We start from the raw sequence: 21,942 nt of genomic DNA, 5'->3' as shown, positions 1-21,942 counted from the left end.
TCCGGCACATCCAAGAAAACCCCGGCCTTCGCCGGAAACCCATGGGTCACTCAACAGCGGCGGCAGCGGAAGGACTGGAAGAGATGAGCGTCGGAAAAGAGCAGCGGACAGACGTCGACGCCCTTCAGGAGAAGCTCCTCCGCCGACGGCTCGGCGGTGGACGTCCCCGCGGCCGCCGCCCGGCCATCCCCCTCGCCGACCGGTCCGGGACGCTGCTGCTGTCGTACGGACAGCAGCAGATGTGGTTCCTCAACCGGCTCGACCCGGAGAGCGCCGAATTCCTGGTACCGCTCGCCTTCCGGCTACGGGGCACGCTCAACACCTCGGCGCTGGAACGGGCATGGAGCGCACTGATCGAGCGGCACGAAGTGCTGCGCACCCGCTACGAGTCGGTGGACGGTGAACCGGCCCAGGTCATCGACGCGCCCTCGGCCGTCGAACTGCCCGTGGACCAGCGGCCCACGGGGTCCGCGGGCGAACGGGATGCGCACGCCGCCGAGTTCGTGACGCGGATGTCGGTCCTCCCCTTCGACCTGGAGCACGAGTGGCCCGTGCGGGCACACCTGCTGCGGCTCGCGGACGATGACCACGTCCTCAGCATTGTCGTCCACCACATTGCCTTCGACGCGTGGTCGACGAACGTCCTCATGCGGGAACTCGGGGCCCTGTACGAAGGGTTTACGAACGGGCGGGACCCGTCCCTGCCGGACCTTCCCGTCCAGTACGCGGACTACGCCGCATGGCAGCGCGCCGAGGAGAGCGGCCGGGCCTTCGCCCGGCACCTGGACTACTGGCGGGAGCAGCTCGCCGGCACGACCCCGCTCGACCTGCCCACCGACCTGCCCCGTCCGGCCCACCGGGGACACCAAGGCGCGGATGTGCCCTTCGTCCTGCCCGACGGGCTCTCCGAGAAGGTCCGCGAACTGGGTCTCCAGCACAACACGACACCCTTCGCCGTGCTGCTCCCCGTCTTCCAGGCCGTGCTCGCCCGCTACACCGGCCGGAGCGACATCCCCGTCGGCACGGTGGTCTCCGGCCGCACCCGTCCCGAACTCCAGGGCCTCATCGGCTACGGCATCAACAACCTCGTCATGCGTACCCGTTGGGAGGGCGACCCCTCGTTCGCCGAGCTGATCGAGCAGGCCCGCGAGAACCTGGTCACTGCCTATGAGCACCAGGCCGTCCCCTTCGCCCGCCTGGTGGACGAGCTCCAGCCGGAACGGGACATGTCCCGCACCCCGCTGTACGAGGTGGCGTTCACCCTCCATGAGCGCGGCGGCGAGAGCGTGAAGCTGCCGGGGCTCGGTGTCGAGCCCGTCACGGCCACCGGCGGCGTGGCCAAGTGCGACCTCGAACTGCAGGTCAACTCCACGGCCGACGGCACGCTCGAGGGTCAGATGGTGTACGCCACCTCGCTCTTCGAGCGGGACACCGTGCAGCGGATGGTCCGGCACTTCATCCGCTTCCTGGAGCAGGTCATCGAGGACGAGACCATCCGGCTGTCGCGTGTCGGCATCCTCGACGAGTCCGAGTACGCCCTGGTCTCCGGGGCACCTCGGACCGAACGCCCGGTGACGCGGACGGTGCACGAGCTGTTCGAGGAGCAGGCGGCGCGTACCCCGGACGCGGTCGCGGTAACCGCCGGAGGCGAGTCCCTGACCTACGCCGAACTCGACCACCGCGCCAACCGCCTCGCGCACCACCTGCGCACCCTCGGCGCCCGACCCGAAACCCTCATCGGCGTCTGCCTGCCCCGCGGCACCGACCTCATCCCCACCCTCCTGGGCGTCCTCAAATCCGGCGCCGCCTACCTCCCCCTCGACCCCGCCAACCCCGCCGACCGACTCGCCTACATCCTGCGCGACGCCAACGCCCCCATCGCCGTCACGACCCCCGACACCCTCCCCCTCCTCCAGGACATCCACGACGGCACCCTCGTCATCCTCCACCCCGACCAGCAGGAACCCACCACCCGGCCGGCCACCACCCCCACCCCCGCACCGGACCCGAAACCGAACCCGAACCCGAACCCGAACCCGGCCCCGAACCCGGCCCCGGGACCGGACAACACCATCTACGTCATCTACACCTCCGGCTCCACCGGCCGCCCCAAAGGCGTCACCCTCACCCACACCAACGTCGCCCGCCTCATCACCACCGCCCAGGAGCACTACGCCTTCGACCACACCGACGTGTGGACCATGACCCACTCCTACGCCTTCGACGTCTCCGTCTTCGAAATGTGGGGAGCACTCCTGCACGGCGGCACCCTCGTCGTCGTCGACCACGACACCGCCCGCTCCCCCGACGACCTCCTCGACCTCCTCACCGAACACCACGTCACCGTCCTCAGCCAGACCCCCTCCGCATTCCGCTCCCTGGTCACCGCAGCCGCCGACAACGACCAGCGGATCGCCCGGCTCGCGCTGCGGCACGTCGTCTTCGCCGGAGAAAGACTCGAACTCGCCGAACTCACCCCCTGGACCGGGCGACTGGGCCTGGAAGCGCCCGCCCTGGTGAACATGTACGGCATCACCGAGACCACCGTGCACACCACCTACCACCGCATCACGCCCCGGGACATCGCCGGCGCGGGCAACCCCATCGGCCATCCTCTCGGCGACCTCACGGTGCGCCTCCTCGACCCGTACGGGAACCTCGTCCCGCTCGGCGTCCCCGGCGAGATCCACGTCGGCGGCCCCGGCGTGGCCCGCGGCTACCTGAACCGCCCCGAACTGACCGCGGAACGCTTCGTACCCGACCCGTTCGGCCCGCCCGGCGCCCGCCTGTACAAGTCGGGCGACCTCGCCCGCCGCCGCCCCGACGGAAGCCTCGACTTCCTCGGCCGCGCCGACGACCAGGTCAAGATCCGCGGCTACCGCATCGAACTCGGCGAGATCGAGACCACCCTCACCACCCACCCCGGCCTCCGCGACGCCGTCGTCATCGCCCGCGAGGACACCCCCGGCGACAAACGCCTCGTCGCCTACCTCGTCCCCACCGGCGACACCACCCCGGACACCGCCGAACTGCGTGAGTTCCTCGGCCATACGCTGCCCGACTACATGGTCCCGGCGGCATACGTCACCCTGGACGCCATCCCCCTCACCGCCAACGGCAAGCTCGACAAGCGCGCCCTGCCCGCCCCCGGCCAGGACGCCTTCGCACGCTCGGCCTACATCGCGCCGCGCACCCCGGTCGAGGAGCAGCTCGCCGCCGTCTGGGCCACCGCCCTGGAGGTCGACCGGGTCGGCGTCCACGACAGCTTCTTCGACCTGGGCGGCGACTCCATCCGCGCCGTGGCACTTGTCGGCGCCCTGCGTGACCAGGGCTTCGGGCTCTCCGTGCGCGATGTCTTCGACCGGCGTACCGTGGCCGAGCTGAGCGAGTTGCTGACCGGCCGCTCCGCGATGCCGGCGGAACAGCTCACGCTGGTCGAGCCGTTCGAGCTGATCTCCGACGAGGACCGGGCCGCGCTGCCCGACGGGATCGCCGACGCCTACCCGTTGTCCCAGATCCAGACCGGCATGGTCATCGAGATGCTGGCCGACGAGGACGAGAACCACTACCACAACTGCAGTTGCTTCCGGATTCTCGACGACCGGCCCTTCGACTTCGCCGCCTTCCGGAAGGCCGTCGCCCTGGTGGTGGAGCGTCACGAGATGCTGCGCACCTCGGTCCATCTCACGGACTTCTCGGTGCCGCTGCAGCTGGTCCACGAGCGGGCGGAGGCAGCCGTCGGGGTCCGCGATCTCGGCAACCTCGGCGAGGAGGAACTCCAGGCCGCGCTCCGGGAGTTCGTCGAAGCCGAGCGCGCCGACGCCTTCGACCTGAGCGTGCCGGCCCTGATGCGCTTCCACGCCCATGTCACGGGCGGCACGGCCTGGTGGATCTCGGTCACCGAATGCCATCCCATCATGGAGGGGTGGAGCTATCACTCGCTTCTCATGGAGCTCCTGAGCTGCTATCGGCGCATACGGGACGGCTTGGATCCCGAGCCGTACGAGCGGCCCGCGGTGCGCTTCGCCGATTCCGTCGCGGGGGAGCTGGCCTCGCTCGCCTCCGCCGAGGACCGCGCCTTCTGGCGCCGGATCACCGGAGACTACGAGAAGCTCACCCTGCCGTCCGGCTGGGGCGACGACACCGGCGCGCCACGCGTCAAGCACCATGTGCAGGTCTCCTGGGCGGATCTGGAACCGGCGCTGCGGGCGCTCGCCACCAAGGCCGATGCCTCACTGAAGAGCGTCATGCTCGCCGCGTACGGCAAGGTCATGAGCGGGCTCACCGACGCCCGGACCTTCCACGCCGGGCTCGTCTTCGACGTGCGGCCGGAGGTCACGGGAGCCGACCGGGTGTACGGCATGTACCTCAACACCCTGCCGCTGGCCTTCGACCGGACACCGGCCACCTGGCTGGAGCTCGTCCGTGCCACCTTCGCCCGCGAGGTCGAGACCTGGGAGCACCGGCGCCACCCGCTGCCCGCTGTGCAGCGCGAGATCGGCGGCACCCAGCGGCTCATCGACGTGTTCTTCAACTACCAGGACTTCCGGCAGGTCGACGCCTCCCTCGTGGACGACCGGGTGGGCATCGACGACAGCCCCACCGAGTTCCCGCTGACCATATCCTCGCGGGTCAAGCACATCTTTCTGACCGCCGACTCCTGGTCGCTGACCCTGGAGAACACCGAGCGCATCGGGGCGATGTTCCGGGCCGCGCTGGAGGCCATGGCCGCCGATGCCGAAGGCGACGCCCGCGGACCGCTGCTGCCGGCCGAGGAGCACGCGCGCCTGGTCGGCGAGTGGGCGGTCAACCCCGCCGAGCCCGTCACCGGGACCGTCTTCGAGCTCTTCGAGGAACAGGCCCTGCGCTCCCCCGACGCTCTCGCGCTCGTCGCCGGCGCCGAGCGGCTGACCTACGCGGAACTCGACGCCCGCGCCAACCGTCTCGCCCACCGGCTGCGGGAACTGGGGGTCGGGTCGGAGTCCGTGGTCGGTGTACTGCTCGACCGCGGCGTGGATCTGGTCGTCGGTCTGCTCGGGGTGTGGAAAGCGGGCGGCGCCTATCTGCCGATGGACCCGGTCTTCCCGGCCGAGCGCGTCGCGCACATGCTCACCGATGCCGACGCCGAGGTGCTGCTCACCCAGTCCGTCCACCGGGAGCGGCCGGGAGAGGGCTTCAGCGGCCGTACACTGCTCGTCGACCGGGACCGCGCGTCCGTCGACGCCCAGCCGTCGTCGGCTCCGGAGCGCATCGCCGATCCGGACCGGTTGGCGTACGTCATCTACACCTCGGGGTCCACCGGGCGGCCCAAGGGCGTGCTCGTTCCGCACGGCGGGCTGGCCCAGCACGTCCGCTGGGCGGCGCGCGAACTCACCGGTGCCGGCGGCGGCGCTCCGCTGTTCTCCTCGATCGCCTTCGACCTGGTGGTGCCCAACCTGTGGGCACCGCTGCTGACGGGGCAGCCGGTGCACGTCCTTCCCCAGGATCTGGACCTGGGCCGACTCGGCGAGGTGCTGGCAGCCGGTGCCCCGTACGCCTTCGTGAAGCTGACGCCGGCCCACCTCGAAGTGCTGACACACCAGCTCTCCCCGGCTCAGGCACAGCGGCTCGCTCCGCTGCTCGTCGTCGGGGGCGAGGCGTTCCGCCGTCAGACCGTGCGCTCCTGGAACGAGCTGGCGCCGGACACCACGCTGATCAACGAGTACGGCCCGACCGAGAACTCCGTCGGCACCACCACCTGGCAGGTGCCCGGAGCGGAGCGTACGGGCACGCTGCCCGATGTGATGCCCATCGGGCGCCCGCTGCCCGGCGTGGCGATGTACGTGCTCGACGAGCGTCTCCAGCCCGTACCGGCCGGTGTCGCGGGAGAGTTGTACGTCGGCGGGGGCGGCCTGGCCCGCGGTTACCTCCGGCGTCCCGAGCTCACCGCCGGGCGGTTCGTCCCCGATCCCTACGGCCCTCCGGGCGGCCGGCTGTACCGGACCGGGGACATCGTGCGGTTGCTGCCCGACGGCAGCGCCGACTTCCTCGGCCGCGGCGACGGACAGGTCAAGATCCGCGGCTACCGCGTCGAACTCGGCGAGATCGAGGCCGCGCTCGGCGACCATCCGCGCGTTTCGGACGCCCGCGTGCTGCTCCGCGAGGACGTCCCGGGGGACAAACGGCTCGTCGCCTACCTCGTGCCGGACGGGGAGAGCGCCCCCGACCCGGCCGGACTGCACACCCTGCTCGGCCGCACCCTGCCCGACTACATGGTGCCGTCCGCGTTCGTGGTCCTGGACTCCATCCCCCTCAATGCCAACGGCAAGGTGGACCAGCGGGCCCTGCCCGCCCCGGGCGGGGACGCCTACGCCCGGGCCGGGTACACCGCACCGCGCACCCCACTGGAGGAACGGGTCACCGCGGTGTGGAGCCAGGTGCTCGGCCACGGCCGCCTCGGTGTGCACGACGACTTCTTCGACCTGGGCGGCGACTCCATCCGCGCCGTGGCCCTCGTCGGCGCCCTGCGGAGCGAGCGCCTCGACGTGGCCGTCCGCGACGTCTTCGCCCACCGCACCGTGGCCGGACTGTGCGAACTGCTGGCCGGCCGGACGGCGCTGACCGCCGGGGAGCGGGAATCCACCGCGCCCTTCGAGCTGATCTCCGACGAGGACCGGGCGAAGCTGCCGGAAGGCGTCGTCGACGCCTATCCGCTGTCCCTGGTGCAGACGGGCATGCTCGTCGAGACGCTGGCCAACCGGGAGCGCGGCAACTACCACAACGTCAACGTCTACCGGGTCCCCGACGACCGGCCGTTCGACGCCGAAGCCTTCACGGCGGCGGTCCGTACCGTGGTCACCCGCCACGAGGCTCTGCGCACCTCGGTGGCGCTGAACGGCTATTCCGTACCGATGCAGCTCGTCCACGCGGACGTGGATGTGCCCATCGCCGTGCGCGACCTCGGTGAACCGGCCGAGGAGGAGGAGCGGCGGTCCATGACCGCGTACGTCGCCGGCGAACGGACGCGCGTCTTCGACCTCGCCGGCACCGAGCCCCTGCTGCGCGTGGCCGCGCATGTCACCGCCGCGGGCTGGCTGTGCACCTTCACGCAGAGCCATGCGGTCATGGACGGCTGGAGCAACCAGCTGTTCCTGGTGGACCTGGTCCGGGTCTACCGGCGGCTGCGCGACGGCCTGGAACCGGAGCCGTACGAGACCCCGGGTGTGCGCTTCGCCGACTCGATCGCCGCCGAACTCGCGGCCCTGGCGTCGGCGGACGACCGTGCGTACTGGGAGACGGCGGTCGCCGAGCACGCCAAGGCCGGGATCCCCGCCGGCTGGCACGGTGACCTGTCCGCGCCGGCGGAGACCATCCGCGCCGGGGTGCGCTTCGGCGACCTGGAGGAACCGCTGCGCGCCCTGGCCGGGGCAGCCAGGACATCGGTCAAGAGCGTGCTGGTCGCGGCGTTCATGAAGGTCATGGGACAGCTCACCGACGAGCCCGCCTACCACGCCGGCCTGGTCACCCACTGCCGCCCGGAGGTTTCCGGCTCCGACCGGATCTACGGCACCTTCCTGAACACCCTGCCGTTCCCCATCGACCGTTCCGCCCGCACCTGGCGCGAACTGGTGCGTCAGGTGTCCGACCGGGAGATCGAGGCCTGGCCGCACCGCCACTTCCCGATGCCGGCCATCAAGCGGGACGAGGGCGGCCGTCTGGTCGATGTCTTCTTCAGCTATCTCGACTTCCACCGGATGGATGCCGAGGAGGCCGAGGACGGCTGGGGCCTCAACGATGCCCCCAACGAGTTCGCCCTCACCGTCACGGCGCTCGGCGGTGTACTGAGCCTGCGCTCCACCTCCCATACGCTCAGCCAGGCCAACGCCGACCGGATCGCCGGGATGTTCCGTGCGGTGCTGGAGGCCATGGCCGCCGACGCCGACGGCGACGCGCGGGCGGTGTACCTCTCCGAGGGCGAGCGGGAACGACTGCTCGCGTGCCGGCCGGCGGCCCCCGCGGCACCGGTGACACGGACGGTGCACGAGGTGTTCGAGGAGCGCGCGGCGCAGACCCCGGACGCGGTCGCGGTGGTCGCCGGGGGCGAGTCCCTGACCTACGGCGAGGTGGACGTCCGGGCGAACCGTCTCGCCCACCATCTGCGCGCCCTGGGGGCGGGCCCCGAGCACCTCATCGGGGTCTGCCTGTCCCCTGGCGCCGACCTGATTCCCACCCTGCTCGGCGTGCTGAAGTCCGGCGCCGCCTATCTGCCGCTCGACCCCGCCAACCCCGCCGACCGGCTGGCCTACGTCCTTGACGACGCCGGTGCCTCCGCGGTGGTCACCGAAACGGAACACCTGCCGCTCGTCGGCGACCTTCACGACGGTCCCTTGGTCGTCCTCGACCGGGACCGGGGGGAACTGGCCGCCCAGCCGGCCACCGCCCCCGTACCGGGTCCGGGTCCGGACAACGCGGTCTACGTCATCTACACCTCCGGTTCCACCGGCCGCCCCAAGGGCGTCATCCTCACCCACTCCAACGTCATCCGCCTCTTCACCGCCCTTCGGGAGCGCTACGCCTTCGACCACACCGACGTGTGGACGATGACCCACTCCTACGCCTTCGACTTCTCCGTCTGGGAGATGTGGGGAGCGCTCCTGCACGGCGGCACGCTCGTCGTCGTCGACCACGACACCGCCCGCTCCCCCGACGGGCTGCTCGATGTCCTCGCCGAGCACGGCGTGACGATGCTCAGCCAGACGCCGACGGCCTTCGGGTCGCTGGTGGCCCTGGCCGCCGAGGGCGACGAGCGGATCGCCCGGCTCGCGCTGCGGCATGTCGTGTTCGGTGGCGAGAAACTCGAGTTCGCCGATCTCCCGCCCTGGACCGAGCGGCTGGGCCTTGAGGCGCCCGCCCTGGTCAACATGTACGGCATCACCGAAACCACCGTCCACACCACCCACCACCGCGTCGCCGAGGGCGACTTGGCACCCGGCGCGGGAAGCCCGATCGGCCATCCTCTCGGCGACCTCACGGTGCGCCTCCTCGACCCGTACGGGAACCTCGTCCCGCTCGGCGTCCCCGGCGAGATCCACGTCGGCGGCCCCGGCGTGGCCCGCGGCTACCTGAACCGCCCCGAACTGACCGCGGAACGCTTCGTACCCGACCCGTTCGGCCCGCCCGGCGCCCGCCTGTACAAGTCGGGCGACCTCGCCCGCCGCCGCCCCGACGGAAGCCTCGACTTCCTCGGCCGCGCCGACGACCAGGTCAAGATCCGCGGCTACCGCATCGAACTCGGCGAGATCGAGACCACCCTCACCACCCACCCCGGCCTCCGCGACGCCGTCGTCATCGCCCGCGAGGACACCCCCGGCGACAAACGCCTCGTCGCCTACCTCGTCCCCACCGGCGACACCACCCCGGACACCGCCGAACTGCGTGAGTTCCTCGGCCATACGCTGCCCGACTACATGGTCCCGGCGGCATACGTCACCCTGGACGCCATCCCCCTCACCGCCAACGGCAAGCTCGACAAGCGCGCCCTGCCCGCCCCCGGCCAGGACGCCTTCGCACGCTCGGCCTACATCGCGCCACGGACGCCCGCGGAGGAACGGATCGCGGCCGTCTGGCGCGACGTGCTCGGCGTGGACGCGGTCGGCGTCCACGACAGCTTCTTCGACCTGGGCGGCGACTCCATCAAAGCCGTCGCCCTCGTCGGCGCCCTGCGCGAGGAACTGCTGGACATCTCCGTCGGCGATGTCCTCACCCACCGTACGGTCGGTGAACTGGGCGAACTCCTCGCCGGACGGGCCGGACTGGCGTCGGGCGACGAACCGGTACGGCCCTTCGCGCTCATTTCCGACGAGGACCGGGCCGCGCTGCCCGACGGTCTCGCCGACGCCTACCCGATGTCCCGGGTACAGGTCGGCATGACCGTGGAGATGCTGGGCGGCGGCGCCTATCGCAGCTTCATCTCCTACCGGGTCTCCGACAGCCATGCCTTCTCGGAGGCGGCGCTGCGCGAGGCGGCACGTATCGTCGTCGGCCGGCACGAGATGCTGCGTACCTCCTTCGACCTGCGTTCCTGCTCGGTGCCCATGCAGCTCGTGCACACCGAGGCGGAGGCACCGGTCACCCTCCACCGGCTGTCCGCCACGGCCTCCGGGGCCGACGGTGCCCCCAGCGCGGAGCTGATGAGTCTGCTCGGCGCGGAACGCGACGCCGGGTTCGAGCTCGGCCGCGCTCCGCTGCTGCGGATCGCCGCCTACGTCGGACAGGACACGGAAGCGGGCTGGTGGCTGTCGATCGCCCGGCCGCACGCCATCACCGAGGGCTGGAGTCACAACTGGCTGCTCACCGAACTGATCGGCCTCTACCGCAGACTGCGCGACGGCCTGGAGCCGGAGCCGTACGACGCCCCCGCCGTCCGGTACGCCGACTACATTGCCGCCGAGATGGCGTCCCTGCGGTCGGAGGACGACACGGCCTACTGGCGGCAGGTGGTGGACACGCACACCCCGTTCGTCCTGCCCGACGGCTGGCGTGGTGAGGCGGGCGCGGGCGAGAGCCGTGATCTGAAGGTGCCCCTCGACGACATCGAGGACTCCCTGCGGGACCTGGCCACCCGGCTGCGGGTCTCGGTGAAGAGCGTGCTGCTGGCCGCGCACGTCAAGGTGATGAGCCAGCTCACCGAGTCCCCGGCCTTCCAGGTCGGTCTGGTGTGTGACGCCCGGCCGGAGCTGGCGGGCGCGGACCGGGTGTACGGCATGCACCTCAACACGGTGCCCTTCCCGGTGGACCGCTCCGCCCGCACCTGGCGGGAGCTGATCTCCCGGGTCTTCGACCGCGAGGCCGAGCTGTGGCCGCACCGGCGTTACCCGTTCCCCGCCATGCAGCACGACTGGCACGGCGGCCGGCTGGTCAACGTCGCCTTCAACTACGTCGATCTGCCGCGGCTGGAGGGCCCGGCCCCCGGTGGCGCACCCGCCGACGCCCGTGCGGACGCCCGGTTCGGGGTCTCACAGACGGAATTCGACATCACGCTGCACGGCCGCGGCGACCGGCTGAACCTGACGACCAACACGGCCGTCGTGAGCCGTGCCGACGGAGAGCGGCTGCGCGGCATGTACCGGGCCGTGCTGGAGGCGATGGCGGTCGACGCCGACGGCGACGCCCGCGCCACCTACCTGCCCGACGGCGAACGCGGCCTCCTGCTCGACGAGCTGACCGCGACCCGGTGTGACCCCGTCGGCCTCCGCGTACCGGAGGAGTTCCAGCGCCGGGCGGCGGCCACTCCGGACGCCGTCGCGGTGGTCACCGACACATCGGTGACCACCTACCAGGAGCTGAATGTCCGGGCCAACCGCCTCGCCCGGCGTCTTCAGGAACTCGGCGTGGGCCCGGACGTCGTCGTGGGCATCTGTCTGGAACGGTCCCCGGAGCTGGTTCTGGCCGTACTGGCGGTCCTCAAGTCCGGCGGTGCCTGGCTGCCCCTCGACCCGGAGGCGCCCGCCGACCGGCTCGGCTTCATGCTGGACGACGCCGCCGTACGCCTGGTGCTGACCCGGCGCGACCTGACGGCCGCGGTGCGGCGGGACGACGGGCCGGAGATCGTCCTGCTGGACGACGAGCGGACATGCTCCGGACAGCCGTCCACCGACCTCGGCCCGACGGCCGCGGACGACGACCTGGCCTATGTGATCTACACCTCGGGTTCGACCGGCCGGCCCAAAGGTGCCATGGTCCGCCGGGACGGCATGGGCAACCATCTGCTGGCCAAGATCGAGGACCTCGGTCTCGGCCCGGCGGACGGCGTGGTGTTCAACGCCCCGCCGGCCTTCGACATCTCGGTGTGGCAGATGCTGGCGGCCCTGGTCACCGGTGGCCGGGTCCGTGTCGTCGACGGCGACGCCGCGCTCGACCCCGGCGGCCTGTTCGGGCGCGTCGCCGAGGAGGGGATCAGCGTCCTGGAGGTCGTGCCGTCGCTGCTGCGCACCGGCCTGGACTTCTGGGACGCCGGGGCTCCCGCACCGCGGCTGCCCCGGCTGCGGCGGCTCGTGGTGACCGGCGAGGCGCTGCCCGCCGAGCTGTGCCACCGCTGGCTGGACCGCTACCCGGACATCCCGCTCGTCAACGCCTACGGCCCCACCGAGTGCTCGGACGACGTCACGCACGCCGTCGTGTCCGGTCCTCCCGGCGATGACCGGGTGCCCATCGGCACCCCGGTCAGGAACACCCGGCTGTACGTACTGGACGAGTGGCTTCAGCCCGTTCCCGTCGGCATCCCGGGCGAGCTGTACGTGGGCGGCGCGGGCGTCGGACGCGGCTATCTGGGCCGGTCCGCACTGACCGCCGAGCGCTTCCTGCCCGACCCGTACGGACCGCCCGGTGCCCGGTTGTACCGCACCGGCGACCTGGCCGCCTGGCGCGCCGACCGCGCCCTGGACTTCCTCGGCCGCGTCGACGACCAGGTGAAGATCCGCGGCCACCGCATCGAACTCGGCGAGATCGAGGCGGCGTGCACTGCTCACCCGGAGGTGCGCCAGGCGGTCGTGGCGGTGCGTGACGAGCGGCTCGTCGGCTACTTCACCGCGCGGGACGAGCGGCCCCTGCCCCCGGAGGAACTGCGCGAGCGGCTCGCCCGGACCCTTCCGGACTACATGCTGCCGGCCGCGTTCGTCCAGCTCACGGCGATCCCGCTCACGCCCAACGGCAAGGTCGACAAACGGGCCCTGCCCGCGCCGGACGACGAGTCCTTCGTCCGGGGCGAGTACGTGGCTCCGCGCACGGAGAGCGAGCGACGGGTCGCGGAGGTCTGGCGGGACGCGCTCGGCATCGAACGGGTCGGCGTCCGGGACGGCTTCTTCGACCTCGGTGGCGACTCCATCCGCGCCGTCGCCCTGGTCGGTGCCCTGCGCGCGGACGGCGTCGACATCGCCGTACGGGACGTTCTCGAAGCTCGTACCGTCGAGCGGCTGTGCGAGCTCATCGCCGACCGGGACGGTCTGACGCCGGCCGACCAGACCTTCACGGAGCCCTTCGCGCTGATCTCGGGCGAGGACCGGGCGAGGCTGCCCGGGGGCATCGTCGACGCCTACCCGCTGGGCCGGACCCAGCTCGGCATGATCATCGAAATGTCCGACGGCGACCGCGACCGGAACCCGTACCACATCATCAACACGTTCCGTGTCGTCGACGACAAGCCACTCGACCCCGACGCGCTGCGGGCCGCGGCGGCCGTCCTGGCCGCACGCCACGACGTGCTGCGCACCTCCTTCCACCTGACCGGCTATTCCGTACCGATGCAGCTCGTCCACGCCACCGCCGAGATCCCCGTCCACGTCCACGATGTGCGCGGCCTCGACGAGGAGCAGCTCACCGAGGCGCGCTTCGCGCTGCTGCGCGAACAGCGGGCGGAAACCTTCGACGTGGAGCGGGCGCCGCTGTTCCGGATCCTCGCCCACGAGGAGAGCGACGAGGCCTGGTGGGTGACGTTCACGCAGTCGCACGCGATCACCGAGGGCTGGAGCTACCACCAGCTTCTGGTGGAACTCCTCGACTGCTACCGGGCGCTGCGCGACGGTGCGGAGCCCGAGCCGTACGAGCGGCCCGACGTCCGGTTCGCCGACGCGATCGCCGCCGAACTCGAGTCCCTGGACTCCGCCGACGACCGGGCGTACTGGCGGCGGATCACCTCTGAGCACGCCCCCGTGGCGCTGCCGCCGGAATGGGCCGGTGAGACCGATGAACTCCTGTACAACGAAGTGCCGTTCGACGACATCGCCGACCAGCTCAGGGAACTCGCCGCAGCCGCCCGCGTGTCGCTGAAGAGCGTGCTGCTCGCCGCGCACATGAAGGTGCTCGGCCAGATCACCGACGAGCCCGCTTACCACGCGGGACTCGTGGTCGACACCCGTCCGGAGGTCGCGGGCGCCGACCGGGTGCTCGGCATGTACCTCAACACGCTGCCCTTCGCCGTCGACCGCTCGGCCCGCACATGGCGCGACCTGGTCGCGCGCGTCTACGACCGCGAGGTCGAACTGTGGGCGCACCGCCGCTTTCCGATGCCCGTCGTCCAGCACGAGTGGGGCGGCGGTCGGCTCATCAACGTCTACTTCAACTACATCGACTTCCACCAGGTCGACACCGACCGGGTCGCCGGCGAGACCCGCATGACCAGCGCGACCAACGAGTTCGACCTCACCGTCTTCAACCGCGGCAACCGGCTCCACGTCAACACCAGAGACAGCGTCATGACCCGCGACCACGCCAAGCGGCTGGCCGGCATGTACCGCGCGGTCCTGGAGGCGATGGCCGCCGACCCCGACGGCGACGCGCGCACCACCTGTCTGCCCGCCGGCGAGCGGGAGGAGCTGCTCGCCCAGGCCACTGCTGCGGCCGGCACCACGGCCGCCTCCCGCACCGCCGTCGAGAAGTGCGTCCACGAGCTGTTCGAGGAGCAGGCGGCGCGTACCCCGGACGCGGTCGCGGTAACCGCCGGAGGCGAGTCCCTGACCTACGCCGAACTCGACCACCGCGCCAACCGCCTCGCCCACCACCTGCGCACCCTCGGCGCCCGACCCGAAACCCTCGTCGGCGTCTGCCTGCCCCGCGGCACCGACCTCATCCCCACCCTCCTGGGCGTCCTCAAATCCGGCGCCGCCTACCTCCCCCTCGACCCCGCCAACCCCGCCGACCGACTCGCCTACATCCTGCGCGACGCCAACGCCCCCATCGCCGTCACGACCCCCGACACCCTCCCCCTCCTCCAGGACATCCACGACGGCACCCTCGTCATCCTCCACCCCGACCAGCAGGAACCCACCACCCGGCCGGCCACCACCCCCACCCCCGCACCGGACCCGAAACCGAACCCGAACCCGAACCCGAACCCGGCCCCGAACCCGGCCCCGGGACCGGACAACACCATCTACGTCATCTACACCTCCGGCTCCACCGGCCGCCCCAAAGGCGTCACCCTCACCCACACCAACGTCGCCCGCCTCATCACCACCGCCCAGGAGCACTACGCCTTCGACCACACCGACGTGTGGACCATGACCCACTCCTACGCCTTCGACGTCTCCGTCTTCGAAATGTGGGGAGCACTCCTGCACGGCGGCACCCTCGTCGTCGCCGACCACGACACCGCCCGCTCCCCCGACGACCTCCTCGACCTCCTCACCGAACACCACGTCACCGTCCTCAGCCAGACCCCCTCCGCATTCCGCTCCCTGGTCACCGCAGCCGCCGACAACGACCGGCGCGTCAAGCAGCTGTCGCTGCGTGCCGTGATCTTTGCCGGCGAGAGGCTGGAGACCGGCGAACTGCGGCCGTGGACCGAACGCCTCGGCCTGGCCCGGGTGGCCCTGGTGAACATGTACGGCATCACGGAGACGACCGTGCACACCACGTACCACCGGATCACCCGGCGCGACCTGGAGCCGTCTGCGGGGAACCCGATCGGCCGGCCCCTGAGCGATCTCACCGTGCACCTCCTCGACCCGTACGGCAACCTCGTGCCGAACGGCGCGCGGGGCGAGATCCACGTCGGCGGCCCCGGCGTGGCCCGCGGCTACCTGAACCGCCCCGAACTGACCGCGGAACGCTTCGTACCCGACCCGTTCGGCCCGCCCGGCGCCCGCCTGTACAAGTCGGGCGACCTCGCCCGCCGCCGCCCCGACGGAAGCCTCGACTTCCTCGGCCGCGCCGACGACCAGGTCAAGATCCGCGGCTACCGCATCGAACTCGGCGAGATCGAGACCACCCTCACCACCCACCCCGGCCTCCGCGACGCCGTCGTCATCGCCCGCGAGGACACCCCCGGCGACAAACGCCTCGTCGCCTACCTGGTGCCGTCGGGCCGCTCCGCGCCCGACCCGGGAGGACTGCGCGACCTGCTCGGCCGGACCTTGCCCGACTACATGGTCCCGGCCGCCTACCAGTTCATCGACCGGGTCCCGCTCACCCCGAACGGCAAACTCGACAAGCGCGCCCTGCCCGCCCCCGGCCGGGACGCCTTCGCACGCCCGGCCCACATCGCGCCGCGCACCCCGGTCGAGGAACGGGTCGCCGCCGTCTGGCGCGACGCGCTCGGCGTGGAACGTGTCGGCGTCGAGGACGGTTTCTTCGAGCTCGGCGGCGACTCGCTCAAAGCCGTCGTGGTCGCGGGCGAGATGCGTGCCGCCGGGGTCGACGTCACCGCCCGCGCGGTACTGGAGCACCAGACCGTCGCGGCCCTGTGCACCCTGGCCGCGGGAGGAGCCGTGCCGGCCCCGCCCGTCCCGGCCGTCGAGCCGTTCGCGCTGCTCGCCGCGGCGGACCGGGATCTCGTGCCCGACGGGGTGACCGATGCCTATCCGCTCACCCGGACCCAGACCGGCATGCTCGTGGAGATGCTCGCCGGAGACGGGCCGCGCGCCTACCACCGGGTGTCGTCGATGCGTGTCGACCCCGGCGAACCCTTCTCCCGCGAGCCGTTCGAGCGGGCCCTGCGTGAGCTGATCCGCCGACACGAGGCCCTGCGCACCTCCGTGGACACCCAGACGTACTCCGTCCCCGTCCAGTTGGTGCACGCCACCGCGGAGGTGCCGCTCCGCGTCGTCGATCTGACCGGCGCCGAGGACGACGAGCGGGACCGTGCCGTGCGCGACCTGGTCGACGCCGAGAGCCGCACGCTGCTTCCGCACGACACCGCACCGCTCCTGCGTCTCGTCGTGCAGCGGTTCGCCGACGGCGGCTGGCAGCTCACCGTCACACAGTCACACCTGGTCGTCGACGGCTGGACTTTCGCGGTGTTCCGCGCCGAACTGCTGCAGCTGTACCGGGCCTTCCGCGACGGCGCCGAACCGCCGCCGTACGACGCGCCGAGCGTGCGGTTCGCCGACACCGTGGCGGCCGAACTGCGGGCCCTGGAGTCCGAGGAGGACCGGGCCCACTGGCGGAACGTCGTCGAGCGGCACACCCGCTTCACCCTTCCCGAGGGCTGGGGCGAGGACCCGGGGACCGTGCCGCGGACCCACCGGGTGACCGTTCCGCTGGAGGCGCTGCGGCCGCGGCTCCGGGAACTCGCGTCCGCGGCCGCGGCACCGTTCAAGAGCGTGCTGCTCGCCGCGCATCTGGCCGTGCTGAGCCGGCTGACGCCCGAGCGGTACTTCCACTCCGGTGTGGTCACCCACTGCCGGCCCGAGGCACCGGGCGCCGAGCGGGTCCACGGCACTCACCTCAACACCCTGCCGTTCCCGGCGGGCCCCTCCGCCCCGACCTGGCGCGGCCTGGTCCGGGAGGTCTTCGAGCGCGAACTCGCCCTGTGGCCCCACCGCCACTTCCCGATGCCGGAGATCCAGCACGCCTTCTCCGGTGGCTCCCGGCTCATCGACGTCTACTTCAGCTACGAGGACTTCGACGGCCCCGGCGACGGCTCGGGATCCCCGCACGGCACGGCCGCCCAGGGCTTCAGTCACGACGAATTCCCCTTCACCGTCACGGCGCACGACACCGATCTGGTGCTCGACTTCGACCGTCACGTCGTCGGCCGCGCGGCCGGGCAGCGCGTCGCCGCGCTCTACCGGGGGGTGCTCGAGGCGATGGCGGCCGGCCCCGACGGGGACGCCAGGGCCGAGGTGCTGCCGGCGCGGGAGCGGGAGCTGCTGCTGACCGAGTGGGCGTCCCGCCCGGGCGTCGAGCCCGCGTGGGCCGCGCTCGACCGGTTCGAGGAATGGGCGGGCCGCACCCCCGGCGCGCCCGCCGTGACCGTGGACGGTGAGACCCTGTCGTACGCCGGACTCAACACCCGAGCCAACCGCATCGCGCACCGCCTGCGCGCGGCGGGCGCCGGTGCCGGGACGACGGTCGCGCTGCTGCTGGGCAGGGGCGCCGACCTCCTGGCCGCCCTGCTCGCGACCTGGAAGGCGGACGCGGCCTACGTACCGCTGGACCCCTCGTTCCCGGCCGACCGGCTGACGCACATGCTCGCCGACTCCGGTGCGGCCGTGGTCGTCACCGACACCGCGGGCGCGGAGACGGGCTGGACGTTCGAAGGGTCGTGTGTCCTGCTCGACCAGGAGCGGGAACGGATCGCCCAACTGCCGGACACCGCGCCCGCCCGGCAGGGCGCGGACCGGGACGCCACCGCCTATGTGATCTACACATCCGGGTCCACGGGCCGCCCCAAGGGTGTGGAGATCACCCACCGCGGTCTGGCCAACTTCCTCGCCCACGCCCTGGACGCCTACCTGGCGGGCGGCACCGACGGCGCCCCGCTGTTCTCGTCACCCGCGTTCGACATGGTCGTCGCCACCATGCTCACCCCCCTGGTGGGAGGAGCCCCCGTCCATGTCTTCCCACAGGGCCGGGACCTGGGGAAACTCAACGACTGGCTTGCCGCGCACGCACCGTTCGACTTCATGGAGGTCACCCCCGGCCATCTGGACCTCATCTCCTGCCCCCCGTCGGGGGCCCTGGCCCGGACGCTGGTCGTGGGCGGAGAGACGGTCACCCCGCGCCACGCCGAGCAGGCCGGGGAGCTGGCCGGCGGCGGCCGGGTGCTGAACTCCTACGGCCCGACCGAGACCACCGTCGCCAGCAACGAGTTCGCCGTCGGCACCGCGCAGGCGGGCGGTGCCGTCCCGGTCGGGCGGCCGCTGCCGAACGTGACCGCGTATGTGCTCGACGACCTGCTGCGGCCTGTTCCGCGGGGCGTGGCCGGCGAGCTGTACGTCGGCGGGGCAGGAGTCGCCCGGGGCTACCTGGGCCACCCGGAGCTGACCGCCGAGCGGTTCGTCCCCGACCCGTACGGGACGCCCGGGGCGCGGTTGTTCCGGACCGGTGACCTGGCCCGCGTACGGCAGGACGGCAACGTCGTCTTCCTCGGGCGCGGGGACGGCCAGGTCAAGGTCCGCGGCCACCGCGTCGAGCTCGGCGAGGTCGAGGCCGCGCTGACCGCGCTGCCGGGGGTCGCCGACGCCCGGGTGGTTCTCCACCGGGACGGCGGTTCCGGGGACGCACGGCTCGTCGCCCACCTGGTGGGTGACGCGGTGCCCGTTCCGGCGGACCTGCGGAACGCGCTGGCACGGAGCCTGCCCGACTACATGATCCCGGCCGCGTTCACGACCCTGGAGGCCCTGCCCCTCGACGCCAACGGCAAGCTGGACCGGCGCAGGCTGCCGTCACCGGACGACGCGTCCTTCGCCCGCCGCCCGTACGAGGCACCGGTGACCGCCACCGAGAAGTGGCTCGCGGGGGTATGGGCCCGGACGCTGAGCGTCGGACAAGTCGGCCGCACAGACCGCTTCTTCGCGCTCGGCGGCCACTCGATCCTGGTATTCCGGATCATCGCGGAGGCGCGCCACGCAGGGCTGCCCCTGTCGCTGCTGACGCTCTACCGGGACGACAGCGTGGCGGCGGTGGCCGCGGCGATCGACGAGGCCGCGGCGGCCCGCGCAGCCGCCGGGCCCGTCCGTACCGGGCTCGCCGGGCGGCCGGAGCCGGCACACCGGTCCGCACGGGCGGCCACCGGAGGCGATCTGGCGGACGACAAGGTGCCCGGCGCGAGCCTGGCGGTGATCGAGGGCGGAGAGCTGGTGGCCGTCGAGCACCACGGCGTTCGCACCTCGGGCGGGGACGAGCCGGTCACCGACGGCACGGTCTTCCAGGTCGGCTCCCTGAGCAAGCTGATCACCGCGGTCGGCGCCGTACGGCTCGCGGAGCAGGGCCTGGTGGATCTCGACGAGGACGTCACCCGGTACCTGCGGAGCTGGACCGTGCCGGACGGCACGGTGATCACGCTGCGCGGGCTGCTGGGACACACGGCAGGGCTCGCGCCGACCCCGAGCGCGGGACAGCCGCGCGGCGACACACTGGCGGACCTGCCCGGACTGTTGTCCGGCCGGCGCCCGGACCTCCACCCGCCGGTCCGTGCGGAACTCGCCCCGGGGAGCGTCTTCCGCAAGGCCAACGTCCACTTCTCGGTCGTGCAACAGGTGCTCATGGACGTGACGGGCGAGCACTTCGACGCCCTGATGCGGCGGACCGTTCTCGACCCGTTCGGCATGACGGCGAGCAGCTTCGACCAGTCCTTCCCCGAACAGCCGGACCGCCCGGCCGCGTCAGGGCACGACGAGGACGGCCGGCCGCTGCCGGGCGGCTGGCGCCTGTGGCCCGACACGGCGGCCGCCGGCCTGTGGACGACGGCGACGGACGTGGCCAAAGCGCTGCTGGAGGTCCGCCGCGCGTATCTGGGCAGGCCGGCGGCGCTCATCGGCCGGGACACCGCCCGCGGGCTGCTGGCCCCGCAGCACCCGCACAGCGGCTACGGGCTCGGCACGGTCGTCGACGACCTCGGCGACGACGTCCAGTTCGGCCACGGTGGCGCGGGGGCCGGCTATCACGCCCTGGCCATGTGCCGGATCGGCGCGGGCACCGGCTTCGTCGTCCTCACCAACGGGGAAGCGGGAGCCGGCGTGGCCCGGCGCTGCGTGCGGTTGCTGGAGCCCGTCCGGACCGCGGACCGGACGTCGTGAGCGGCGTGGGCGGACCGGACGGCGCGCCGTTGCCGCGGCCGCCGGTCCCGCCACTGCGCAGGAACCGTGACTTCCTCCTGCTCTGGCTGGGAGCGGGCGTATCGGTGCTGGGAGACAGGGTCGCCACGGTCGCCTTCCCGCTGCTGATGGTGTGGTACGGCGGGTCGACCACCGACGCCGGCCTCGTCGGGTTCGCCGGACTGCTGCCCATGCTGCTGCTCCAGTTGCCCGCCGGCGTCGTCGTGGACCGCCTCGACCGCCGCCGCACGATGATCGTCTGCGATCTCGCCGGATTGCTCGCCATGGCCAGCGTCGCGGTCGCCCTGGCCTGCGGCGCTCTGTGGCTCCCGCACATGCTGGCGGTGGCGTTCGTCGAGGGCACGGCCGCGATCTTCTACCGGCTCTCCGAGCGGGCGGCGGTCCGCAACGTCGTCCACGAGAGCCATCTGTCCGCGGCCCTCTCCCAGAACGAGGCGAGGGCCAGGGCGGCGGCCCTGTTCGGCCAGCCGCTGGGCAGTTCCCTGTACGGCGTGGCCAAGTGGTTTCCGTTTCTCTTCGCCGCCGCAAGCCACGTCGTCGCCCTGGCCGGGCTGTTGATGATCCGCAAGAAGTTCCAGGCGGAACGGGCCGCGGACACACCGTGGCGACTGCGCGCCGAGGTCGCCGAGGGCTTCGGCTGGCTCTGGGGGCAGCCCTTCCTGCGGGCCGCGATCTCCCTGGTGGCGGTCACCAACATCCTCTTCCAGGCGCTGTCGCTCGCCCTGGTTCTCATCATCAAGGAAAGCGGAGGATCACCCGCCACCATCGGGCTCATCGGGCTGGTGTCCGGGATCGGCGGCATCGCCGGCGCCCTCACCGGCTCCCGGTTCGTCCAGCGGCTGAACCCCGGCACCGTCATGATCGCGATCTTCGCGGTCTGGGCGGCCCTCATGCCGCTCGTCGCGCTGACCTCCCAGGTCCTCCCGCTGGCCGCGGTGTTCGCCGGGACCTCCTTCGCCGGAGCGATCCTCAATGTCATGGCCGGCGTCTACCAGGTGCGGACCACACCCGACCACATGCAGGGCCGGGTCGGCGCCGTCGCCGGTCTGCTGAGCTCCGGCGCCAGTTCGCTGGGCGCACTGGCGGGCGGGTTCGCTCTGACCGCCGTCGGGTCGACCACCACGGTGCTCGGCGTCGCCGCCGTGATGCTGGCGACCCTCGTGGCCGCGGTGCTGATCCCCGCCGTGCGCGGCGCCCGGCGCGTCCCCGACCAGGACGTACCGGCCGGCAAGTCCGGGGAGGGAGCGGCGGAACCGGCGGGTTCGTCGTCCGATTCCGCTCGATAACCGCGATATAGCCGCAGTATTGGCCGGTTCCGCAAGATCCTCGCGTGGCGGGGAGCGGGCAGCGGGCAGCACGACGCAGCCGTGTCCGCGGGTGCGCCCGGGCCGAGCACTGCCGACCCCTT

Annotated in this window: 2 protein-coding genes; both read left to right on the top strand. The window is 72.1% G+C overall.

What is annotated here, in order from left to right; all coding sequences use genetic code 11:
- The first annotated feature begins 83 nt into the window (after nt 1-83).
- The gene (locus KBZ10_RS08905; protein WP_210986969.1) at nt 84-20,495 is read left to right on the top strand and encodes a non-ribosomal peptide synthetase; all 20,412 of its coding nucleotides are present in this window, start codon (nt 84-86) and stop codon (nt 20,493-20,495) included.
- Nucleotides 20,492-21,820 (top strand): MFS transporter, encoded by a 1,329-nt coding sequence (locus KBZ10_RS08900; protein WP_307847296.1) that lies wholly within the window; start codon nt 20,492-20,494, stop codon nt 21,818-21,820. The genes KBZ10_RS08905 and KBZ10_RS08900 overlap by 4 nt, the downstream gene beginning before the upstream one ends.
- Nucleotides 21,821-21,942: the final 122 nt, after the last annotated feature.

Source organism: Streptomyces sp. F63 (assembly GCF_018070345.1).
Classification (GTDB): Bacteria; Actinomycetota; Actinomycetes; order Streptomycetales; family Streptomycetaceae; genus Streptomyces.
Note: the sequence above shows the minus strand (reverse complement) of the source record. Positions and strands in the feature narration are given on the sequence as shown.